Annotated in this window: 17 protein-coding genes; 8 read left to right on the top strand and 9 right to left on the bottom strand. The window is 57.7% G+C overall.

Annotated features, from left to right (window positions below; genetic code table 11):
• Window positions 1–52: 52 nt before the first annotated feature.
• Window positions 53–481 carry a universal stress protein UspG gene (gene uspG / locus ACEPLT_RS05725; protein WP_008501017.1) on the top strand — a complete coding sequence of 143 codons (429 nt, stop codon included), beginning with the start codon at window positions 53–55 and terminating at the stop codon, window positions 479–481.
• Window positions 482–542: 61 nt separating this feature from the next.
• Here uspG and ahpF read toward each other — a convergent pair whose 3' ends face one another.
• On the bottom strand, window positions 543–2,108 hold the full coding sequence (gene ahpF, locus ACEPLT_RS05720) for an alkyl hydroperoxide reductase subunit F (protein WP_032674357.1): 1,566 nt from the start codon (window positions 2,106–2,108) through the stop codon (window positions 543–545).
• A 187-nt stretch (window positions 2,109–2,295) separates the two neighbouring features.
• Window positions 2,296–2,859, bottom strand: a complete 564-nt coding sequence (gene ahpC, locus ACEPLT_RS05715) for an alkyl hydroperoxide reductase subunit C (protein ID WP_008501015.1) — start codon at window positions 2,857–2,859, stop codon at window positions 2,296–2,298.
• A 675-nt stretch (window positions 2,860–3,534) separates the two neighbouring features.
• Here ahpC and citR point away from each other — a divergent pair.
• The 3 genes from citR (at window position 3,535) to ACEPLT_RS05700 (ending at window position 6,426) form a co-directional block, all read left to right on the top strand.
• Window positions 3,535–4,434 carry a DNA-binding transcriptional repressor CitR gene (gene citR, locus ACEPLT_RS05710; protein ID WP_196095398.1) on the top strand — a complete coding sequence of 300 codons (900 nt, stop codon included), beginning with the start codon at window positions 3,535–3,537 and terminating at the stop codon, window positions 4,432–4,434.
• A 157-nt stretch (window positions 4,435–4,591) separates the two neighbouring features.
• Window positions 4,592–5,815 carry a phosphoadenosine phosphosulfate reductase gene (locus ACEPLT_RS05705; protein ID WP_023326893.1) on the top strand — a complete coding sequence of 408 codons (1,224 nt, stop codon included), beginning with the start codon at window positions 4,592–4,594 and terminating at the stop codon, window positions 5,813–5,815.
• On the top strand, window positions 5,800–6,426 hold the full coding sequence (locus ACEPLT_RS05700) for an IbrB-like domain-containing protein (RefSeq protein ID WP_232928079.1): 627 nt from the start codon (window positions 5,800–5,802) through the stop codon (window positions 6,424–6,426). Before ACEPLT_RS05705 ends, ACEPLT_RS05700 begins: the two co-directional genes overlap by 16 nt.
• On the opposite strand, the gene ACEPLT_RS05695 is transcribed toward ACEPLT_RS05700, so the two are convergent.
• A complete protein-coding gene (locus ACEPLT_RS05695) occupies window positions 6,427–7,587 on the bottom strand; it encodes a pyridoxal phosphate-dependent aminotransferase (RefSeq protein WP_232928076.1) in 1,161 nt (386 codons plus the stop codon).
• 247 nt (window positions 7,588–7,834) lie between these two features.
• On the opposite strand from ACEPLT_RS05695, the gene ACEPLT_RS05690 reads away from it, so the two are divergent.
• The 3 genes from ACEPLT_RS05690 to ACEPLT_RS05680 are packed head-to-tail and all read left to right on the top strand — an operon-like array spanning window position 7,835 to window position 9,674.
• On the top strand, window positions 7,835–8,449 hold the full coding sequence (locus ACEPLT_RS05690; protein WP_232928070.1) for a methylthioribulose 1-phosphate dehydratase: 615 nt from the start codon (window positions 7,835–7,837) through the stop codon (window positions 8,447–8,449).
• Complete coding sequence (gene mtnC, locus ACEPLT_RS05685; RefSeq protein WP_008501009.1) at window positions 8,446–9,135, top strand: acireductone synthase; 690 nt, start codon at window positions 8,446–8,448, stop codon at window positions 9,133–9,135. Before ACEPLT_RS05690 ends, mtnC begins: the two co-directional genes overlap by 4 nt.
• Complete coding sequence (locus ACEPLT_RS05680) at window positions 9,132–9,674, top strand: 1,2-dihydroxy-3-keto-5-methylthiopentene dioxygenase (RefSeq protein ID WP_045371852.1); 543 nt, start codon at window positions 9,132–9,134, stop codon at window positions 9,672–9,674. Before mtnC ends, ACEPLT_RS05680 begins: the two co-directional genes overlap by 4 nt.
• Before the next feature lie 53 nt (window positions 9,675–9,727).
• Here ACEPLT_RS05680 and ACEPLT_RS05675 read toward each other — a convergent pair whose 3' ends face one another.
• Window positions 9,728–10,198, bottom strand: a complete 471-nt coding sequence (locus ACEPLT_RS05675; RefSeq protein WP_023326890.1) for an SRPBCC family protein — start codon at window positions 10,196–10,198, stop codon at window positions 9,728–9,730.
• A 42-nt stretch (window positions 10,199–10,240) separates the two neighbouring features.
• On the bottom strand, window positions 10,241–11,257 hold the full coding sequence (mtnA, locus tag ACEPLT_RS05670) for an S-methyl-5-thioribose-1-phosphate isomerase (RefSeq protein ID WP_232928066.1): 1,017 nt from the start codon (window positions 11,255–11,257) through the stop codon (window positions 10,241–10,243).
• 104 nt (window positions 11,258–11,361) lie between these two features.
• Between mtnA and mtnK the strand changes: the two genes are divergently transcribed.
• Window positions 11,362–12,561, top strand: coding sequence for an S-methyl-5-thioribose kinase (gene mtnK / locus ACEPLT_RS05665; protein WP_232928061.1), 1,200 nt, complete (start codon window positions 11,362–11,364; stop codon window positions 12,559–12,561).
• Window positions 12,562–12,650: 89 nt separating this feature from the next.
• Here the strand turns inward: mtnK and ACEPLT_RS05660 are convergent, their stop codons facing one another.
• From ACEPLT_RS05660 to ACEPLT_RS05645, 4 genes are all read right to left on the bottom strand, one after another.
• On the bottom strand, window positions 12,651–13,892 hold the full coding sequence (locus ACEPLT_RS05660; protein WP_232928054.1) for an LVIVD repeat-containing protein: 1,242 nt from the start codon (window positions 13,890–13,892) through the stop codon (window positions 12,651–12,653).
• Window positions 13,893–13,985: 93 nt separating this feature from the next.
• A complete protein-coding gene (locus ACEPLT_RS05655) occupies window positions 13,986–15,050 on the bottom strand; it encodes a sugar ABC transporter substrate-binding protein (protein ID WP_232928050.1) in 1,065 nt (354 codons plus the stop codon).
• Between the two features lie 19 nt (window positions 15,051–15,069).
• Entirely contained in the window at window positions 15,070–16,065 is a 996-nt protein-coding gene (locus ACEPLT_RS05650; RefSeq protein WP_023343570.1) for an ABC transporter permease, read from the bottom strand.
• Entirely contained in the window at window positions 16,062–17,564 is a 1,503-nt protein-coding gene (locus tag ACEPLT_RS05645) for a sugar ABC transporter ATP-binding protein (RefSeq protein ID WP_023293052.1), read from the bottom strand. The genes ACEPLT_RS05650 and ACEPLT_RS05645 overlap by 4 nt, the downstream gene beginning before the upstream one ends.
• Window positions 17,565–17,653 lie beyond the last annotated feature (89 nt).

Here is a 17,653-nt window from a genome sequence, read left to right as displayed (position 1 = left end):
GACTATTTTGTGGTTGAATGAATACAGCGTTTATAAACAAGGAGAAACGGGTATGTATCAGAGAATCATTATGCCGGTTGATGTTTTTGAAATGGAGCTGAGCGACAAGGCCGTACGCCACGCGGAGTTTCTGGCGCAGCAGGACGGTGTCATCCATCTGCTACACGTGCTGCCAGGCTCCGCCAGCCTGAGCCTGCACCGCTTTGCCGCCGATGTGCGTCGCTTCGAGGAACATTTGCAGCACGAGGCGGAAAATCGCCTGCAAACCATGGTCAGCCACTTCAGCATCGACCCTTCACGGATCAAAACGCACGTCAGATTCGGCAGCGTACGCGATGCGGTAAATGAACTGGCGACCGAACTGAAGGCAGACGTGGTGGTTATCGGTTCGCGTAACCCGTCCATTACCACACATCTGCTGGGCTCTAACGCCTCCAGCGTCATCCGCCACACCCATATACCGGTGATGGTCGTCAGATAAAAAAAAGAGGCCACCTTTCGGTGGCCTCTCGCTATTGCAGGTGTACCCTTACTTTCTTTTCTTATGCGGTTTTGGTGCGAATCAGGTAGTCAAACGCGCTCAGAGACGCCTTCGCCCCTTCGCCGGTGGCGATGATAATCTGTTTGTACGGTACGGTGGTGCAGTCGCCCGCGGCAAATACGCCTTTCACGCTGGTTTCACACTTGGCATCGATGATGATTTCGCCCATGCGGTTGCGCTCAATCGCCCCTTCCAGCCAGGTGGTGTTTGGCAGCAGACCAATCTGCACGAAGATCCCTGAAAGCTGCACGCTGTGCACGTCGCCGCTCACGCGGTCGCGGTATTCCAGACCGGTGACCTTGCTGCCGTCGCCCTTCACTTCCGTGGTCTGCGCGTTCAGTATGATGTCGACGTTTTTCAGGCTGCGCACTTTATCCTGCAGAACCTGGTCGGCCTTCATGTCTGGCGCGAACTCCAGCAGGGTTACATGTTCAACAATCCCCGCCAGATCGATCGCCGCTTCCACGCCGGAGTTTCCGCCGCCGATCACCGCCACGCGCTTACCTTTAAACAGCGGGCCGTCGCAGTGCGGGCAGTAGGTCACGCCTTTGGTACGGTACTGATCTTCGCCCGGCACGTTCATGTTGCGCCATTTCGCGCCGGTGGCAATGATGATGCTGCGCGCTTTCAGCACCGCGCCGGAGGCGGTTTCAATCTGGTGTAAACCACCCTCGACCGCTGCCGGAACCAGCCTGCTGGCGCTCTGGCTGTCGATCACATCCACGTCGTAATCGCTGACGTGCGCCTTCAGCGCGCTGGCCAGCTTCTGGCCTTCGGTTTTCGGCACGGAGATATAGTTTTCAATGTCCACGGTATCCAGTACCTGGCCACCAAAACGTTCGCCCATCAGACCGGTACGGATCCCTTTACGTGCGGAGTAGACTGCCGCCGCCGCACCCGCAGGGCCGGAACCGACAATCAGCACGTCGTAAGCATCGCGTTTGTTCAGCGCTTCTGCGGCACGTTTTTCGGCACCGGTATCCACTTTGGCGACGATTTCCGTCAGCGTCATACGGCCCTGGCCGAATTCCTGACCGTTCAGATACACCGCCGGAACGCCCATCACGTTGCGATCGGTGATTTCATTCTGGAAGGTACCGCCATCAATTGCCGTGTGTTTGATGCGCGGGTTGAGGACCGACATCAGGTTCAGCGCCTGCACCACGTCAGGACAGTTGTGGCAGGAGAGCGAGTAATAGGTTTCAAACTCAAAATCACCGTCAATGTCGCGGATCTGCTCCAGCAGCGCCTGCGCCTCTTTCGACGGATGACCGCCGGTCCACAGCAGCGCCAGCACCAGCGAGGTAAATTCATGCCCCAGCGGCGAGCCGGCAAAACGCGGCCCCAGCTCAGAGCCTGGGTTAGTGATCAGGAAAGACGGCTTACGGACGTTAAGCGAGTTATCCTCTTTGAAGGTCACTTTTGGTGACAGTTCAGCGATCTCTGCCAGCAGTTCCTTGATCTCTGCCGATTTCGCGCTGTCGTCCAGCGTGGCAATCAGCTCAACGGGTTTGGTCAGTTTCTCAAGGTAGGCCTTGAGCTGGGTTTTCATCGTGGTGTCGAGCATGGTTCTTCCCTCTCTTAAAACGTCATCATGCAAGCTGCCTTATACGGGCGGCCTGAATGCAACTTGCATCATGGTGCTGGAATGAAATGGGCGCGGGTGCGCCCATTGATTGCCGGGTGGCTCGTCGTTTACCCGGCCTACGATACTGTAGGCCTGTGCAAGCGCAGCGCCGCCAGGCTTTACAGACTTAGATCTTGCCGACCAGGTCTAAAGATGGCGCCAGCGTTGCTTCGCCTTCTTTCCATTTAGCCGGGCACACTTCGCCTGGGTGAGAAGCGACATACTGCGCTGCTTTTACTTTACGCAGCAGGTCAGACGCATCACGGCCGATACCTTCAGCGGTAACTTCGATAGCCTGGATAATGCCCTGCGGGTCAACAACGAAGGTCGCACGGTCAGCCAGGCCTTCATCTTCACGCATGTTGTCGAAGTTACGGGTCAGGGCGCCAGTCGGGTCACCGATCATCGCGTATTTGATTTTGGCGATGGTTTCAGAGCTGCTGTGCCATGCTTTGTGGGTGAAGTGGGTATCGGTAGACACAGAGTAAACGTCTACGCCCAGCTTCTGCAGTTCGTCGTAATGGTCAGCCACGTCGCCCAGTTCGGTCGGGCAAACGAAGGTGAAGTCAGCCGGATAGAAGAAGAAGACGCTCCAGCGACCTTCGGTATCTTTCTCGGTTACTTCGATGAACTCACCGTTTTTGAACGCCTGGTTTTTGAAAGGTTTAATTTTAGTGTTAATCAAAGACATCTGTACTTCCTCCGTGTTTTCGTTGAGATGTAAGGTAACCAACTTTATCCATCGGGGCTAATGCGTATGCTTTATCAAATCAATCAGCCAAACCTTACAACGCCAACAAGACAACCTTGTGAACGGAACTAACGGAAAGCCTGAACGTAAAAAGGCCGCCCTGGTGGGCGGCCCTGATACCTGAACTTTCCACAGGAACTTTCAGTGCCAGCCTGGGCTGGCGTTGCGTTGCGCTCTACATACCTTATTTCAGGCCGTAACAGCGGTTTGATTACAGCACCGGTTTTCAGTTTGGGCAATGCGTCACGCCGGCATTCCGCCCTATGGCTGTGATAGGTTTTACCGAATAGCCTCCGCGTCTGCCTGACTCAACGAGAGGCTTAATAATGAGAATGAGTTGCAATAAGTGGTCTGCCTGGTGGCCAGAACGAAAGTGACAATAATGAGTCACAGCGAATGTATAACCAATAATGGTTATTTGAGAACAACGCCGCAAGTTTTAAAGATAAAAATATCTTAATAACGGCTGAAGTTCTATTTCAATAATCCAGCCTCGTGATATATTAAGCTCGTATTTAAAACAAATTAAGTAGGTTAATCACAAGGATTGTAAATGATTAACTTCGAACTATAGTTATCAGTAATGTGATGACAACAACACACTCAGGATGATTTATGGCAAATCTTTACGACCTTAAAAAATTCGATCTTAATCTGTTAGTCATTTTTGAGTGCATTTATCAGCACCTTAGCATTAGCAAGGCAGCGGAAACACTCTATATCACGCCCTCAGCAGTGAGCCAGTCCCTGCAACGCCTGCGCGCGCAACTGAATGACCCGCTTTTTATTCGTTCGGGTAAAGGCATTACCCCGACGACGGTGGGGATCAATTTGCATCACCATCTGGAAGAAAACCTTAATAGCATTGAGCAAACCATTAATATCCTGAATAACGCGCAGATCAAAAAGAGCTTTGTCATCTACTGCCCGCAGATTGTGGCCCATGGGCGCTTCGGCAGCCTGCTAAGCTCTCTGCTTGCAGACGAAAATTACGACATAGAACATAATGATGTGCTCTTATCTCCTGAGTCAGCCGAGGATTTGCTCGCCTACCGCAAGGCCGACCTGGTGTTTAGCTTTGCTCCCGTTAACAGTCGCTCTATCGTCTGTACCCGCTTTATGAAGTTAGCAATGCTGTTGGCGTGCAGCAAAGATCACCCCCGCCTCGGCGATAGCGCAACGATTGAGGAACTCGGCCAGGAAAAATTCACGCTGATGCGCAGTCAGGAGAATGGCATAAAAGAGTTCCAGCTGCAGTCAAACATTCTCCTTCCGGAACGCAACGTCTGTTTCCGCAGTGACTCACTGCTTTCGATTATGAATATTATTGGCGTGAGTGATTTAATAGGCTTTGTACCAACAATATTGTTTGAACGATATAAAGACCATCTCAACCTGAAGAGCATTTCCTTGCCTTTTGCGATTCCTCAAGTAGATGTTTACATGCTTTACAATCGCTCGGCGTTAAACAGCAGCGTGTTTACGCAATTCATTGAAAAAATCGAAGTGGAATAACTTGCGATATCGCCTGAATACTTTTTAATTACATTCGGGCAACAAATCCTTTAATGGAAGATCTTATTATTCCGGTTTCTCCTTAATATCTTTACTATTCATGGTTTATCAGCGTAAATAAAAGCCCCCGACAGTCATACTCAGGAAGAGATTGAACATGTCACTGTATAAATATCCCCTGCAGCTTAACGTGCTGGAGGCCGCGCAGGAGCGCATTGCCTGGACGTTCGCCACCTTTTCCCGCATCTGCGTCTCCTTCTCCGGCGGCAAAGACTCCACCGTCATGCTGCATCTCACCGCGCAAATGGCCCGGGCGCAAAAACGAAAAATCAGCGTGCTTTTTATTGACTGGGAAGCACAGTTCTCCTGCACCATTGAGCACGTTAATGCGCTGCGCGAAGGCTACCGGGACGTCATCGAGCACTTTTACTGGGTGGCGCTTCCGCTGACCACGCAAAATTCCCTCTCACAGTATCAGCCTGAATGGCAATGCTGGGCGCCGGACGTGCGCTGGGTGCGCCAGCCGCCGGAAGGCGCCATCACCGCTGCGGATTATTTTGATTTTTACCAGACGGGAATGACCTTTGAAGCCTTTGTCCGCTCGTTTTCCGACTGGTTTGCACTGCACCGTCCGGCAGCCATGCTGGTGGGCATTCGCGCCGATGAATCCTATAACCGATTTTTGACCATCGCCAACAACCGCAAGCATCGCTTCGCGGACGATAAGCCCTGGACAACCACCGCGCCCGGCGGGCACGCGTGGTACGTCTATCCTCTTTACGACTGGAAAACCGCAGACATCTGGACATGGTTTGCAAAATCCGGAAGCAGCTATAACCCGCTCTACAACCTCATGTTTCAGGCGGGCGTCCCGCCGCGCTATATGCGCATCTGCGAGCCCTTCGGCCCGGAACAGCGCCAGGGACTCTGGCTCTATCACGTTCTCGAGCCCGAGCGCTGGGCCGCCATGTGCGAGCGCGTCAGCGGCGTGCGCAGCGGCGGCTTCTACGCCGGGCAGGACAACCACTTTTATGGCCACCGGAAAATCCTCAAACCCGATCACCTCGGCTGGCGCGACTACGCCATGCTCCTGCTGAACAGCATGCCGCAAAACACGGCTGAGCATTACCGCAATAAAATCGCGATCTATCTGCACTGGTATCAGAAGAGAGGCATGCCGGATATCCCCGAGACGCAGGACGGCGATATCGGCGCCAAAGACATCCCCTCATGGCGCCGTATTTGTAAGGTTTTACTTAATAATGACTACTGGTGCAGGGCGCTGTCGTTCAGCCCGAATAAACCTAAACATTATCAGCGCTACAGCGAACGAGTGAAGGCGAAGCGCAAGGAGTGGGGCATTTTATGCGACAAAGAATAATTACCGATATCGAAACGTACCTTCAGTCACTTTCCGAGGAGGATAGGATTAACGCCATCAATGCCTTTCGCGAAGCGATCCATAAAAACAGCCCTTTTCGCGAGCAACCGATAGACTGCGTTCTCTGGATCAAACAGGACGCGATTATCGCTAACGACTACAACCCCAATAACGTTGCCCCTCCGGAAAAACGGCTGCTCAGCAAGTCGCTCGAACTCGATGGATTCACCCAACCTATTGTTGTGACGGAAAGTGAAGCCCATCACTACGAAATTGTGGATGGCTTTCATCGCCACGAAATCGGCAAAAATCGGGCGGCGTTGAAGCGTCAGCTCAGGGGATATCTCCCCGTCACCTGCCTGCGCCAGCACCGGAAGGATAAACATGACCGTATGGCCGCCACGATTCGCCACAATCGGGCGCGGGGTCGGCATCAAATCAACGCCATGTCAGATATCGTGCGCGAACTGGCACAGCTCGGCTGGAATGATGAGCGAATAGGCAAAGAGCTGGGCATGGACAGCGATGAGGTGCTGCGCCTCAAGCAAATCAACGGTCTGCTGGAGCTGTTTGCAGACCGCCGTTACTCAGAAGCGTGGACGGTGAAATAATCAGAGCGTGTTCAAACGCTCCGCCGCCGCCAGCAGCGTCGATTCCTGCTTCGCAAAGCACAGGCGGATCAGCTTGTGCGGGAAGGGATCGGCGCAGAACACCGACAATGGAATGGCGGCCACGCCGACCTCTTTCGTTAGCCACTGGCAAAAGCTAACGTCGTCCAGTTCGGAAATCGCGCTGTAGTCGGCGAGCAGGAAATAGGTTCCTTCAGACGGCAAAATTTCCAGGCGGCTTTGGCTCAGCGCCGCCACAAACAGATCCCGACGTTCACGATAGAAGTGCGGCAGCTCGCGGTAATGCGCGGGTTCCGCGCGCAGCATATCCGCCAGCGCCAGCTGAGCCGGCGTGTTCACGGCAAACGTCAGGTACTGATGCACTTTGCGCAGCTCAGCGCTGATGGCCGCCGGGGCCACGCAGTACCCTACCTTCCAGCCGGTCATATGGTAGGTCTTACCAAACGAAGAGACGGCGATAGCACGTTCACGAAGCTGCGGATGGGCCAGCACGCTGGCATGCCCTTCCTCAGCAAAGCAGATGTGCTCGTAGACTTCATCGCTCAGGACGTAAATTTCCCGTTCGGCGATAGCCTGCCACAGCGCGGCAAAATCGGCTTTTTGCCACACCGTCGCCGACGGGTTATGCGGCGTATTCAGGATCACCAGACGGGTTTTGTCGCTCAGCAGCGCGGCAAATGCCTGCCAGTCAGGGCGGAAATGCGGCGGCTGGAGCGCCACGCGTTTCACCACGCCGCCGGAGAGTTCAACCGCAGGCGCATAGCTGTCGTAGCTCGGATCAAAGCAGATGACTTCATCCCCCGCGCGCACCAGCGCGGTGATGGCCGCGTACAGCGCTTCGGTTGCCCCTGCCGTCACCGTGATGTCGGTGTTCGCATCGGGCTTATAGCCATACAGCTCAGCCGTTTTGTCGGCAATCGCTTCCCGCAGCGCCTGCACGCCCGTCATCGGCGCATACTGATTCGCCCCCTGCGCCACGTGATACGCCAGACGCGCCTGCAGATAAGCCGGGCCGTCGAAATCCGGGAACCCCTGAGAAAGGTTAATGGCGTTGTGCTGCTGCGCCAGGGCGCTCATCTGCGTAAAGATGGTAGTACCGAGGTTAGGAAGTTTACTTTGCGGAATCAAGGCGTTAATGCTCATTGTGTTGTGCCTGCTTGTAATACTTATGTTGCTGCCACTATAACACGATGTTAGTCTTTGGCAATCAAGACGCTTAGACGTCTATACCCTAAATAATTCGAGTTGCAGGAAGGCGGCAAGGGAACGAATCCCCGGGAGCGTACATAAGTACGTGATTGGGGTGAGTGAGTGCAGCCAACGCACCTGCAACTTGAAGTATGACGGGTATAAACCATATGAATATTCCTGGCCGAGAGGGTAAAAGGAAATGACAGACAACCTGCAACTCGCGCATCTGGTCGATGCCTGCCGCTGGATCGGTGCCAAAGGCTGGGCGCCCGCTACCGGCGGTAACATGTCGGTGCGTCAGGACGAACATCTCTGCTGGCTCAGCGAATCCGGCAAGGACAAAGGTAGCCTCACAACCGATGACTTTCTGCAGGTGGAGATCGCCACCAACCGCGCGCCGTCCGGTCGTAAACCGTCGGCGGAGACCGGTCTGCACACGCTGATTTATCGCCTGTTCCCGGAAGCCAACGCCGTGCTGCACGTTCACACGGTTAACGCCACGGTGCTGTCGCGTCTGGTCAAAGAGGCCGAGCTCACCATCAGCGGCTTTGAGATGCAAAAATCCCTCACCGGACAAACCACGCATCTGGACACGGTGGCTATCCCGGTCTTTGATAACGACCAGGATATCGACGCCCTCGCCTCACGCATCGCTCATTACGCCCAGGAACGGCCGCTTAATTATGGTTTTCTTCTGCGCGGTCATGGCTTAACCTGCTGGGGAAGCGACGTGGCCGAAGCCCGGCGTCATCTGGAAGGATTAGAGTTCTTATTTGAATGCGAAATGCGTTTACGACAACTGGAGAGAGTATGATTCGCGCGATTGTGACGGATATTGAAGGGACCACCAGCGATATTCGTTTTGTCCATGATGTTTTGTTCCCCTACGCGCGTGAGCGACTGGCGGCCTTCGTGACCGCGCAGCAGTACGCCGAGCCGGTCAAATCCATTCTGGACAACCTGCGTGATGAAATCGCTAACCCACACGCCAGCGTCAGCGAACTTATCGACGCCCTGTTTGCCTTTATGGATGAAGACCGTAAATCCACGGCGCTTAAAGCGCTGCAGGGGATCATCTGGCACGACGGCTACGTTAACGGCGACTTTACCGGCCATCTCTACCCGGACGTGCTCCCGGCGCTGGAAAAATGGAAAGCGCAAGGGATTGATCTCTATGTTTATTCCTCTGGCTCCGTCGCCGCGCAGAAACTGTTATTTGGCTACAGCGACGAAGGTGATATTACTCATCTGTTCAGCGGCTATTTCGACACCCACATCGGCGCCAAGCGCGAGGTGCAGTCTTATCAGAACATTGCGGCACAAACGGGCATCGCCCCGTCGCAGATCCTCTTCCTCTCCGATATTCATCAGGAGCTGGACGCGGCTGAACAGGCAGGTTTTCGTACCCTGCAGCTGATTCGCGGTGATGATGACGGCGCAAGCCACCACCATCAGGTCCACCAGTTTGACGAAATTAACCCGGAGCAGATCCCTTCATGAGCGCATTGACCATTTATTCCGACAAAGATGCCAGTCAACACCAGTGGCACAGCACCGACGCCGCCGAGATTGCCCAACGGCTCAACGCGAAAGGCGTGCGGTTTGAACGCTGGGCGGCGGATCGCGATTTAGGACACGATCCCGCGCCTGAAGCCGTGATCGCGGCGTATCAACATGCGATCGACAAACTGGTCGCAGAGAAGGGTTACCAGAGCTGGGACGTGATCAGCCTGCGCGCCGACAATCCGCAGAAAGACGCGCTGCGCGCGAAGTTCCTGAACGAACACACCCACGGCGAAGACGAAGTACGCTTTTTCGTGGAAGGAGCGGGCTTGTTCTGCCTGCACATCGGCGATGAGGTATATCAGGTCTTGTGCGAGAAAAACGACCTGATCTCCGTGCCCGCGGGCACGCCGCACTGGTTTGATATGGGCTCAGAGCCGAACTTTACGGCGATTCGTATTTTCGATAACCCGGAAGGCTGGGTTGCCCAGTTTACCGGTGACGCAATTGCGGATGCGTATCCACGCCTGGCCTGATCTTTTCTCCCTCTCCCTGTGGGAGAGGGTCGGGGTGAGGGCACCAGCGCGCACTACGCGTTAAGCCCTTTCACATACGCCACCAGCTGATCCAGCACAATCCCCCACCCTTCGTGAAATCCCATCTGTTCATGCTGCTCGCGGATTTCCTTCGTGGGGTGGCGCGCAATCGCCGTATAGCGGGTTTTGCCCTCGCCCACCTCTTCCAGCAGCAGGATCGCCGTCATAAACGGCTTCTCGGCCGGTTTCCAGCCTTCGGTATAGCCGTCGGTAAAGACCAGCTTTTTCCCCGGGTCGATTTCAAGAAACACGCCCCGGTTATCCATCCGCTGGCCGTCCACCTCAAACACGGTGTTGAACCGCCCGCCCACGCGCAAATCGAGATCGCAGTCGAGCACCTTATGCGGTGCAGGGATGAAGAAGTGTTTGATGTGTTCGGGCGTAGTCCAGCAGAGCCACAGGAGGTCGCGCGGTGCGTCCACTACGCGCTCCAGTTTTAAGTCTGTTTCAGGGTCGAGCGTCACGATGTTGTCCTCTTAAGGGAGCCCCTTAAAGGATAGCCGGACTCAGGCAAATTTCCCTTCCGCAACCTCTTCCGGCGTGACCACGCCCGTATCCAGCACCCAGCCGCTAATCAGCGAGGCTGGGGTCACGTCAAACGCCGGGTTGTAGACCTTCGCGTTTTCCGGCGCCCACTGCACCGCGCCAAAGCTTCCGGCGACGCCCGTCACCTCGCTGGCGGCACGCTGCTCAATCGGGATCGCGTCGCCGTTCGGGCAGTCCGGGTCGAGGGTCGTTTGCGGCGCGGCCACGTAGAACGGAATGCCGTGGAATTTTGCCAGCACCGCCAGAGAGTAGGTGCCGATTTTATTCGCCACGTCGCCGTTGGCCGCAATGCGGTCTGCGCCCACCCACACGGCGTCGACCTGCCCTTTCGCCATCAGGCTGGCGGCCATGGAGTCGGTAATCAGCTGATACGGCACGCCCAGCTCGCCGAGTTCCCACGCGGTTAATCTCCCCCCCTGCAGCAGGGGGCGGGTTTCATCCACCCAGACGTTGCTGACGTTGCCTTCCTGGTGCGCGCGTGCAATCACCCCCAGCGCCGTACCGACCCCCGCCGTTGCCAGCCCGCCGGTGTTGCAGTGGGTCAGCAGACGGCTGCCGGGCTTCACCAGCGCGCTGCCCGCGCTGGCAATCGCATCGCAAAGTCGTTTGTCTTCGTCAATCAGGCGCAGCGCTTCGGCCACCAGCGCCGGAACAAAATCTTCCTGCCACAGCGTCCGCTTCATGCGGTCGAGGTTGTTCATCAGGTTCACCGCCGTCGGGCGGGACGCGCGCAGGGTTTCCAGCGCAACCGCCAGCCCGTCACGGCTTTTGCCGTTTTCCGCCAGCAGCGCCAGCAGCAGGCTTGCAGAGAGACCGATCAGCGGCGCGCCGCGCACCCGCAGGGCGTGAATATGCCCCACCAGCGCCTCTACCGTTGAGGCATCCAGCCAGCGTTTCTCCTGCGGAAGGGCCTGCTGGTCGAGAATAAAGAGCTGATTATCCGCTACCCGCAGGCTGGTCGTCTGTAATGTCTGCATGTCGTTAATTCCCTGTTGCGTTGTTGTAGCACATTGTGTCAGGATGAAATCCAGATGTATAGACGTCTACATGTCTTTATTAGCAAACCCGTGAGGAGCAGGCCATGTCGCAATACCGTACCTTTACCGCTCAGGACGCCGTGGAATATGCCAGGCAATTTGGCGGCCTTGACGATCCTTCATCGCTGGTGGAGGCGCAGGAGGTAGGCGACGGCAACCTCAATCTGGTTTTTAAAATTATCGACAGCGCGGGCGTGAGCCGCATCATCGTCAAGCAGGCGCTGCCCTACGTGCGCTGCGTCGGCGAGTCCTGGCCGCTGACGCTGGATCGCGCCCGTCTGGAGGCGCAAACGCTGGTCGAGCACTACCGGCACAGCCCGCAGCACACCGTGAAAATCCACCACTTTGACCCGGAACTGGCGGTAATGGTGATGGAAGATCTCTCCAGCCATCGCATCTGGCGCGGCGAGCTGATCAAAAATAATTATTACCCGCAGGCGGCGCGTCAGCTGGGTGAATACCTCGCGCACGCGCTGTTCCACACCAGCGATTTCTACCTGCACCCGCACGAGAAGAAAGCGCAGGTGGCGAAATTCATCAACCCGGAGATGTGCGAGATCACCGAAGATCTGTTCTTCAACGATCCGTACCAGATCCACGAACGCAACAGCTACCCTGCCGAGCTGGAAAATGACGTCGCCGCGCTACGCGACGACGCCCAGCTGAAAATGGCCGTGGCCGCCCTCAAGCACCGCTTCTTTTCTCAGGCTGAAGCCCTGCTGCACGGAGACATTCACAGCGGCTCGATTTTTGTGGCCGACGGCAGCCTGAAGGCCATCGATGCCGAGTTCGGCTATTTTGGCCCGATGGGCTTTGATATCGGCACCGCCATCGGCAACCTGCTGCTCAACTTCTGCGGCCTGCCGGGGCACCTGGGCATTCGCGATGCCGCCGCCGCGCGCGAGCAGCGCCTGACCGATATTCAGGAGCTGTGGAACACCTTCGCGGAACGCTTCCAGGCGCTGGCGCACGAGAAAACGCGCGACGCGGCGCTCGGCGCGCCGGGCTATGCCTCCGCGTTCCTGAAAAAGGTCTGGCATGACGCCATTGGCTTCTGCGGCACCGAACTCATTCGCCGCAGCGTCGGGCTTTCCCACGTCGCGGATATCGACACCATTCAGGACGAGGCGATGCGCCACGAGTGCCTGCGCCACGCGATAACGCTCGGCAAGGCGCTGATCGTGATTGCCGACCGTATCGACAGCGCGGAAGATCTGGTGGCGCGGGTGCGGCAGTACAGTTGAGAACGTTTGCCCGGTGGCGGCTTCGCCTTACCGGACCTACGAGAGCAAAATGTAGGCCGGGTAAGGCGAAGCCGCCACCCGGCAAAAACTCACCCCAGATACTCAATCACCGACAGCCCGCCGTTATAGTCCGTGCTGTAGATAATTCCCTGCGCATCCACAAACACGTCACACGACTGGATCACCTGCGGGCGATTCGGGCGGGTATCCATCATTTTCGCCGGCGCGGCGGGCACCAGCGCCCCCGTTTCAACCGGACGATACGGATTGGAAATGTCATACGCGCGCACGCCCGCATTCTGATAGGTGGCAAAAATCAGCGTTGAGCTGACAAAGCTCCCCGGCCGGTTTTCGTGCAGGTTGTGCGGCCCGAAATGCGCCCCTTTCGCCACGTAGTCGATTTCATCCGGCTGCGGGAAGGTAGAGATACTGACCGGGTTCGACGGCTCGCGGATATCAAACAGCCAGATCAGCTTCTCGCCGTCTTCCTGGTTATCGAGCACCGCTTCGTCCAGCACCACCAGCAGATCGCGGTCCGGCAGCGGCAGCGCGGTGTGCGTGCCGCCGCCAAACGGCGGACTCCAGTTGCGGTGGCTAATGAGCTTCGGCTGGGTACGATCCTTCACGTCCAGCAGCGTCAGGCCGCCGTCGCGCCAGCTGCCGTACGCCGTATCGCCGGCAATAATCGCATGGTGGAGCGCGTAGCGTTTCCCTTCCGGCCAGTTCGGCTGTTCGCCTTCGGCCTGGTTCATGCCCGGCAGCCACCAGCGCCCTGACACCTCAGGCTTACGCGGGTCGGCCAGGTCGATCGTCAGAAAGATGTAGTCGGTAAAACCGTCAATAAGCGCCGACACGTACGCCCAGCGGCCCCCGACGTACCAGATGCGGTGAATGCCAATGCCGCTCAGCGGCAGAAAGCCGATTTCGCGCGGCGCGTCCGGCGTGGAGATATCAAAAACGCGAAGGCCAGCGCTCCAGCCTTTGTCCTGCACGTCGCTGACGGTCTCGCCCACCTGCCGGGTATAGTAGACCTTCTCGTCGGCAAAGCGGGCATCGGCAAACAGATCCCGGGCGTTGATGACCAGCAGCAGGTCATCATGCGCCTGCAGATGCACGTTCCAGGTGCCGGGCGGCGCGGGCACGTAGCCCACCGCTTTCGGGTTTTTCGGGTCGCGCACGTCGACAATCGAAAAGCCCTGCGACACCATATGGCCGATATAAGCGAAACCGCGGTGCACCATCAGCTGCACGCCGTCCGGGCGACCACCCTGATCGCTATGGCCAATCAGCCGCATGTTGCGGCTGTATTCGGGAGGGGGTAAATGAGTCACCTTGAGCTCCTTTCGCCCGGTGGCGCTGCGCTTACCGGGCCTACGGGTGCGAAATGTAGGCCGGGTAAGGCGCAGCCGCCACCCGGCTGGGTTTTATTTATTCTTCGCTTCCAGCGTCGCAAACCACGGCGCGATAAAATCTTCCGTCTGGCCCCAACCCGGAATGATTTTCCCCAGCGACGCCACGTTCACCGCGCCCGGCTGGGCGGTCAGCAGCGTCTGCGGAATAGCGGCCGCCTTAAAATCGTAGGTCGCAGGCGTGGCTTCCCCGGCAATCTTATTGGCGATCAGGCGCACGTTGGTCGCCCCAATCAGCTTCGGATCCACCGCCACGCTCACCTTCCACGGGCTGCCCGGCTCGCGCATCAGCTGAAGATCCTGGTTGGAGATGTCGATGCTGTAGAGTTTGATCTCGGTACGGCCGTTCTCCTTCAGCGCCTTATACGCCCCCTGGCTGAAGGCGTCCCAGGTTCCCCAGATGGCGTCGATTTTGCCTTTCGGGTATTTCGCGAGGATCGCGCCCACCTTGTTGGCGGTGTCGCCCTGCACGTCAGAGGAGACCGCGCCGATAGACTCCAGCTCTTTGATGTCCGGGTACTGTTTTTGCAACTCTTTATACGCCGCCTGACGACGCTCCATCGGCGGGAAGCCCGCTACCCACAGCTTGACGATATTAGCCTTGCCGTTGAAATCTTTCGCCAGCTGGCCGAAGGAGAGATTCGTCAGAGAGGCATCGTCCTGTTGGGTAACGGTCACGCCCGGGATCTCGCCGTTGACGGCGGTATCAAATACCGCGACCTTAATCCCGGCGTCCACCGCCTTCTTCACCAGCGCGGTGGAGTACGGATCGCGGCCCTGAGACAGGATAATCCCGTCGTACTTCTGGCTGATGGCCTGGTTCACGAAGTCCTGGAATTTGGCGTCGTCCCCGTTGCTTAAAAAGGTGCTGACCTTAAAGCCAAGCTTCTTCCCTTCCTGAATGGCCCCGGCAATAAACTGCGTGGTGTTGTCGTCTGAGCCGAGGTTACGGATCACCGCGATGCGAATGGGGCCGTCATGGTTGGCAATGGCCGCCGGGAGCGGTGCGGGCGTGGCCGCGAAGCCAGGCAGAGCGGTGAATAACCCTAATGCCACCAAAGAGAGTGCAATCTTTTTCATTTTTTATCCCGTTGTGTTGTCAGCGTTTTTGTATGTAGGTAATCGCCAGCGCTACCGCGAGCACCAGCCCTTTTATAATGTCCATGGCGTAATACGGCACGGAGAGCATCACCAGCCCGTTCGACAGCACGCCGAGAATCACCGCCCCGACCAGGGTCCCCAGGGCATTCGGCTTGCCGGACCCGGCCAGCGAGAAGCCAATCCACGCCGCCGCCACCGCATCCATCAGGTAACCGCCGCCCGCGTTTACCTGCGACGAGCCAATGCGCGAGGCCAGCAAAATCCCGCCCAGGCCCGCCAGCAGGGAGGCAATCACGTAGGCCGCCACCTTGTAGCGGGTGGTGCGAATCCCCGAGAGGCGCGCCGCTTCCGGGTTACCGCCAATGGCGTACATCCGACGACCGTGAGTGGTGAGCGACAGCCCCAGCTGCGCCAGAACCGTCACCACCAGCATGACGATCACGATAGTCGGCACCTGCCCCAGCAGGCTGAACGTCGCAGGGATGGTGCCTTCCGCCATGTCGCCGCTCGGCAGCACCATGTTCTCGGTAATCGACCCGCCGTAGCTGTAGGTCATCGCCACGCCCTGAATGACAAACAGGCTGGCCAGCGTCGCGAGCATGTCCGGAATGCGCAGGATAACGATCAGAAAGGCGTTAAACAGGCCGACCAGCGTGCAGAGCGCGAGGGTGATTAGAATCGACTCGGTGGTGCCGAAGCCGTGCCAGACGAAAAGCGAAATCACCAGCGCGTTCGCCAGCGACGCGGTAGACCCCACGGAGAGATCGAACCCGCCAATGGTCAGCGATATCGACACGCCGATGGCAATCACCGTCACGATGGCAATCGAACGCAGAATATTGATGATGTTGTTCGGATCGAGGAAGCTGTCCGACGCCAGGCCAAAGACGGCCACCAGCGCGACGACGGTTAACAGCATGCCCCACTTGTAGAGAAAATCGAAAATCTGCTGACGGCCAGACGCCGCCGCGTTTACTGAAAGGGCCTTGCTCACGACGCCGTTCCTCCGGTTGAATAATAAAGTAGTGTCTCTTCACGGGCCTCGGCCCCGGCGATTTCCGCCACGATGCGCCCGTCCCACAGCACGCAGATGCGGTCGCACAGCCCGACCAGTTCGGCAAATTCGCCCGAGGCGTAAATCACCCCTTTGCCCTCGCGCGCCAGGCCGTCGATCAGCTGGAACAGATCGGTTTTGGCCTTCACGTCCACGCCTTTGGTCGGCTCGTCGAAGATCAGCACGCTCGCGTCATTGCGCAGCCACTTGCCGATGGCGACCTTCTGCTGGTTGCCGCCGGAGAGACGTCGCAAAACCTGCCCGGGTCCGCGGGCGCGCACGCCGACGCGGGCGATCACCTCCTCCGCCCAGCGCCACGCCTGACGATGGCCGAACAGGCTCCAGCGCGAAAAGCTGTTATCGGCGCACACGGCAAGGTTCATGCTCACCGGCTCGTCGATAAAAATGCCCTCTTTGCGCCGCTCTTCCGGCACCAGCGCCAGGCCGCGCAGCACCGAGTCCGCCGGGTCGCGCGGTTTCCAGTCCTGATGGTTCAGCTCGCCGTTCGCGACGCGGCTTTTGCTGGCGCCAAACAGCGCCTTACAGAGTTCGGTTTTGCCCGCGCCCGCCAGCCCGGCAATGCCGAGAATTTCGCCCTTGCGCAGGTGCAGCGAGATATCTTTCAGCAGCGCGTCGTCGTGCAGCCCTTCCACCCGCAGCAGCGTTTCGTCGCCGTGCGGCGGCCGCGCGGGCGGGTAGATATCGCTCAGCACGTGGCCGAGCATCTTCTCGACGATCGCTTCGCCGCTCAGATCGGCCATCGGGCCGGACTCAATCAGCTTGCCGTCGCGGAGCACCGTCAGGGTGTCGCAGATGGCCTTCAGCTCGTGAATGCGGTGGGAGATAAACACCACGCCGATGCCCTGCTGCTTTAACCGTCTCACCACCGCAAACAGGCGCTCGCTCTCGTGCGCGTCCAGCGGCGCGGTGGGCTCATCAAGAATGAGAAAACGGCAGTGGTGTGACAGGGCGCGCGCCAGCAAAATCTGCTGCTTTTCGGCAAGCGTGCAGCTGTCGATGGAGCGGCGAACGTCCAGAGAAACATCCAGCTGCGCCAGCGCCTGTCTCGCCTGCTGGCGGACGGCGCGCCAGCTGAAGCGATGCCCCGGCTGCGCCAGCTGGTCGAGCATGATGTTCTCGGCGATGCTTAATCCCGGGATCAGGGCCACGTCCACCTCCTGCTGCACGAGGTGGATGCCCAGCCGTTTGGCGTCCAGCGGCTCGCGGATGCTTACCGGCTGGTTATTGATGGAGATTTCGCCTTCATAGTGGTCGTGCGTCCCGCACAGCACCGCCATCAGCGTCGATTTCCCCGCGCCGTTGGCGCCGGTCAGCGCATGTACCGATCCGCCGGTTAAGGTGAAATTCACGCGCGACAGCGCCTGAAAGCCGGAAAAGGCCAGGCTGATACCGCGCATCTCAAGGCGACTGGAAACCATCCGCGTAAATCCTTCATAACTCTTCTGATTTATCGAATTTTTCACAGCTCCGGTTGACTGACAACGACGGAAAAGGCATAAGATAAAGC

The organism is Enterobacter sp. fkY84-1 (assembly GCF_052974705.1).
The sequence above is the reverse complement of the archived record's forward strand: the minus strand, read 5'-3'. Positions and strand labels throughout refer to the sequence as shown.

What these genes read in the sequence shown, in the direction of transcription:
- uspG (WP_008501017.1), top strand. Translation starts at nt 53, where the DNA reads ATGTATCAGAGAATCATTATGCCGGTTGATGTTTTTGAAATGGAGCTG.
- ahpF (WP_032674357.1), bottom strand. Translation starts at nt 2,108, where the DNA reads ATGCTCGACACCACGATGAAAACCCAGCTCAAGGCCTACCTTGAGAAA.
- ahpC (WP_008501015.1), bottom strand. Translation starts at nt 2,859, where the DNA reads ATGTCTTTGATTAACACTAAAATTAAACCTTTCAAAAACCAGGCGTTC.
- citR (WP_196095398.1), top strand. Translation starts at nt 3,535, where the DNA reads ATGGCAAATCTTTACGACCTTAAAAAATTCGATCTTAATCTGTTAGTC.
- ACEPLT_RS05705 (WP_023326893.1), top strand. Translation starts at nt 4,592, where the DNA reads ATGTCACTGTATAAATATCCCCTGCAGCTTAACGTGCTGGAGGCCGCG.
- ACEPLT_RS05700 (WP_232928079.1), top strand. Translation starts at nt 5,800, where the DNA reads ATGCGACAAAGAATAATTACCGATATCGAAACGTACCTTCAGTCACTT.
- ACEPLT_RS05695 (WP_232928076.1), bottom strand. Translation starts at nt 7,587, where the DNA reads ATGAGCATTAACGCCTTGATTCCGCAAAGTAAACTTCCTAACCTCGGT.
- ACEPLT_RS05690 (WP_232928070.1), top strand. Translation starts at nt 7,835, where the DNA reads ATGACAGACAACCTGCAACTCGCGCATCTGGTCGATGCCTGCCGCTGG.
- mtnC (WP_008501009.1), top strand. Translation starts at nt 8,446, where the DNA reads ATGATTCGCGCGATTGTGACGGATATTGAAGGGACCACCAGCGATATT.
- ACEPLT_RS05680 (WP_045371852.1), top strand. Translation starts at nt 9,132, where the DNA reads ATGAGCGCATTGACCATTTATTCCGACAAAGATGCCAGTCAACACCAG.
- mtnA (WP_232928066.1), bottom strand. Translation starts at nt 11,257, where the DNA reads ATGCAGACATTACAGACGACCAGCCTGCGGGTAGCGGATAATCAGCTC.
- mtnK (WP_232928061.1), top strand. Translation starts at nt 11,362, where the DNA reads ATGTCGCAATACCGTACCTTTACCGCTCAGGACGCCGTGGAATATGCC.
- ACEPLT_RS05655 (WP_232928050.1), bottom strand. Translation starts at nt 15,050, where the DNA reads ATGAAAAAGATTGCACTCTCTTTGGTGGCATTAGGGTTATTCACCGCT.
- ACEPLT_RS05645 (WP_023293052.1), bottom strand. Translation starts at nt 17,564, where the DNA reads ATGGTTTCCAGTCGCCTTGAGATGCGCGGTATCAGCCTGGCCTTTTCC.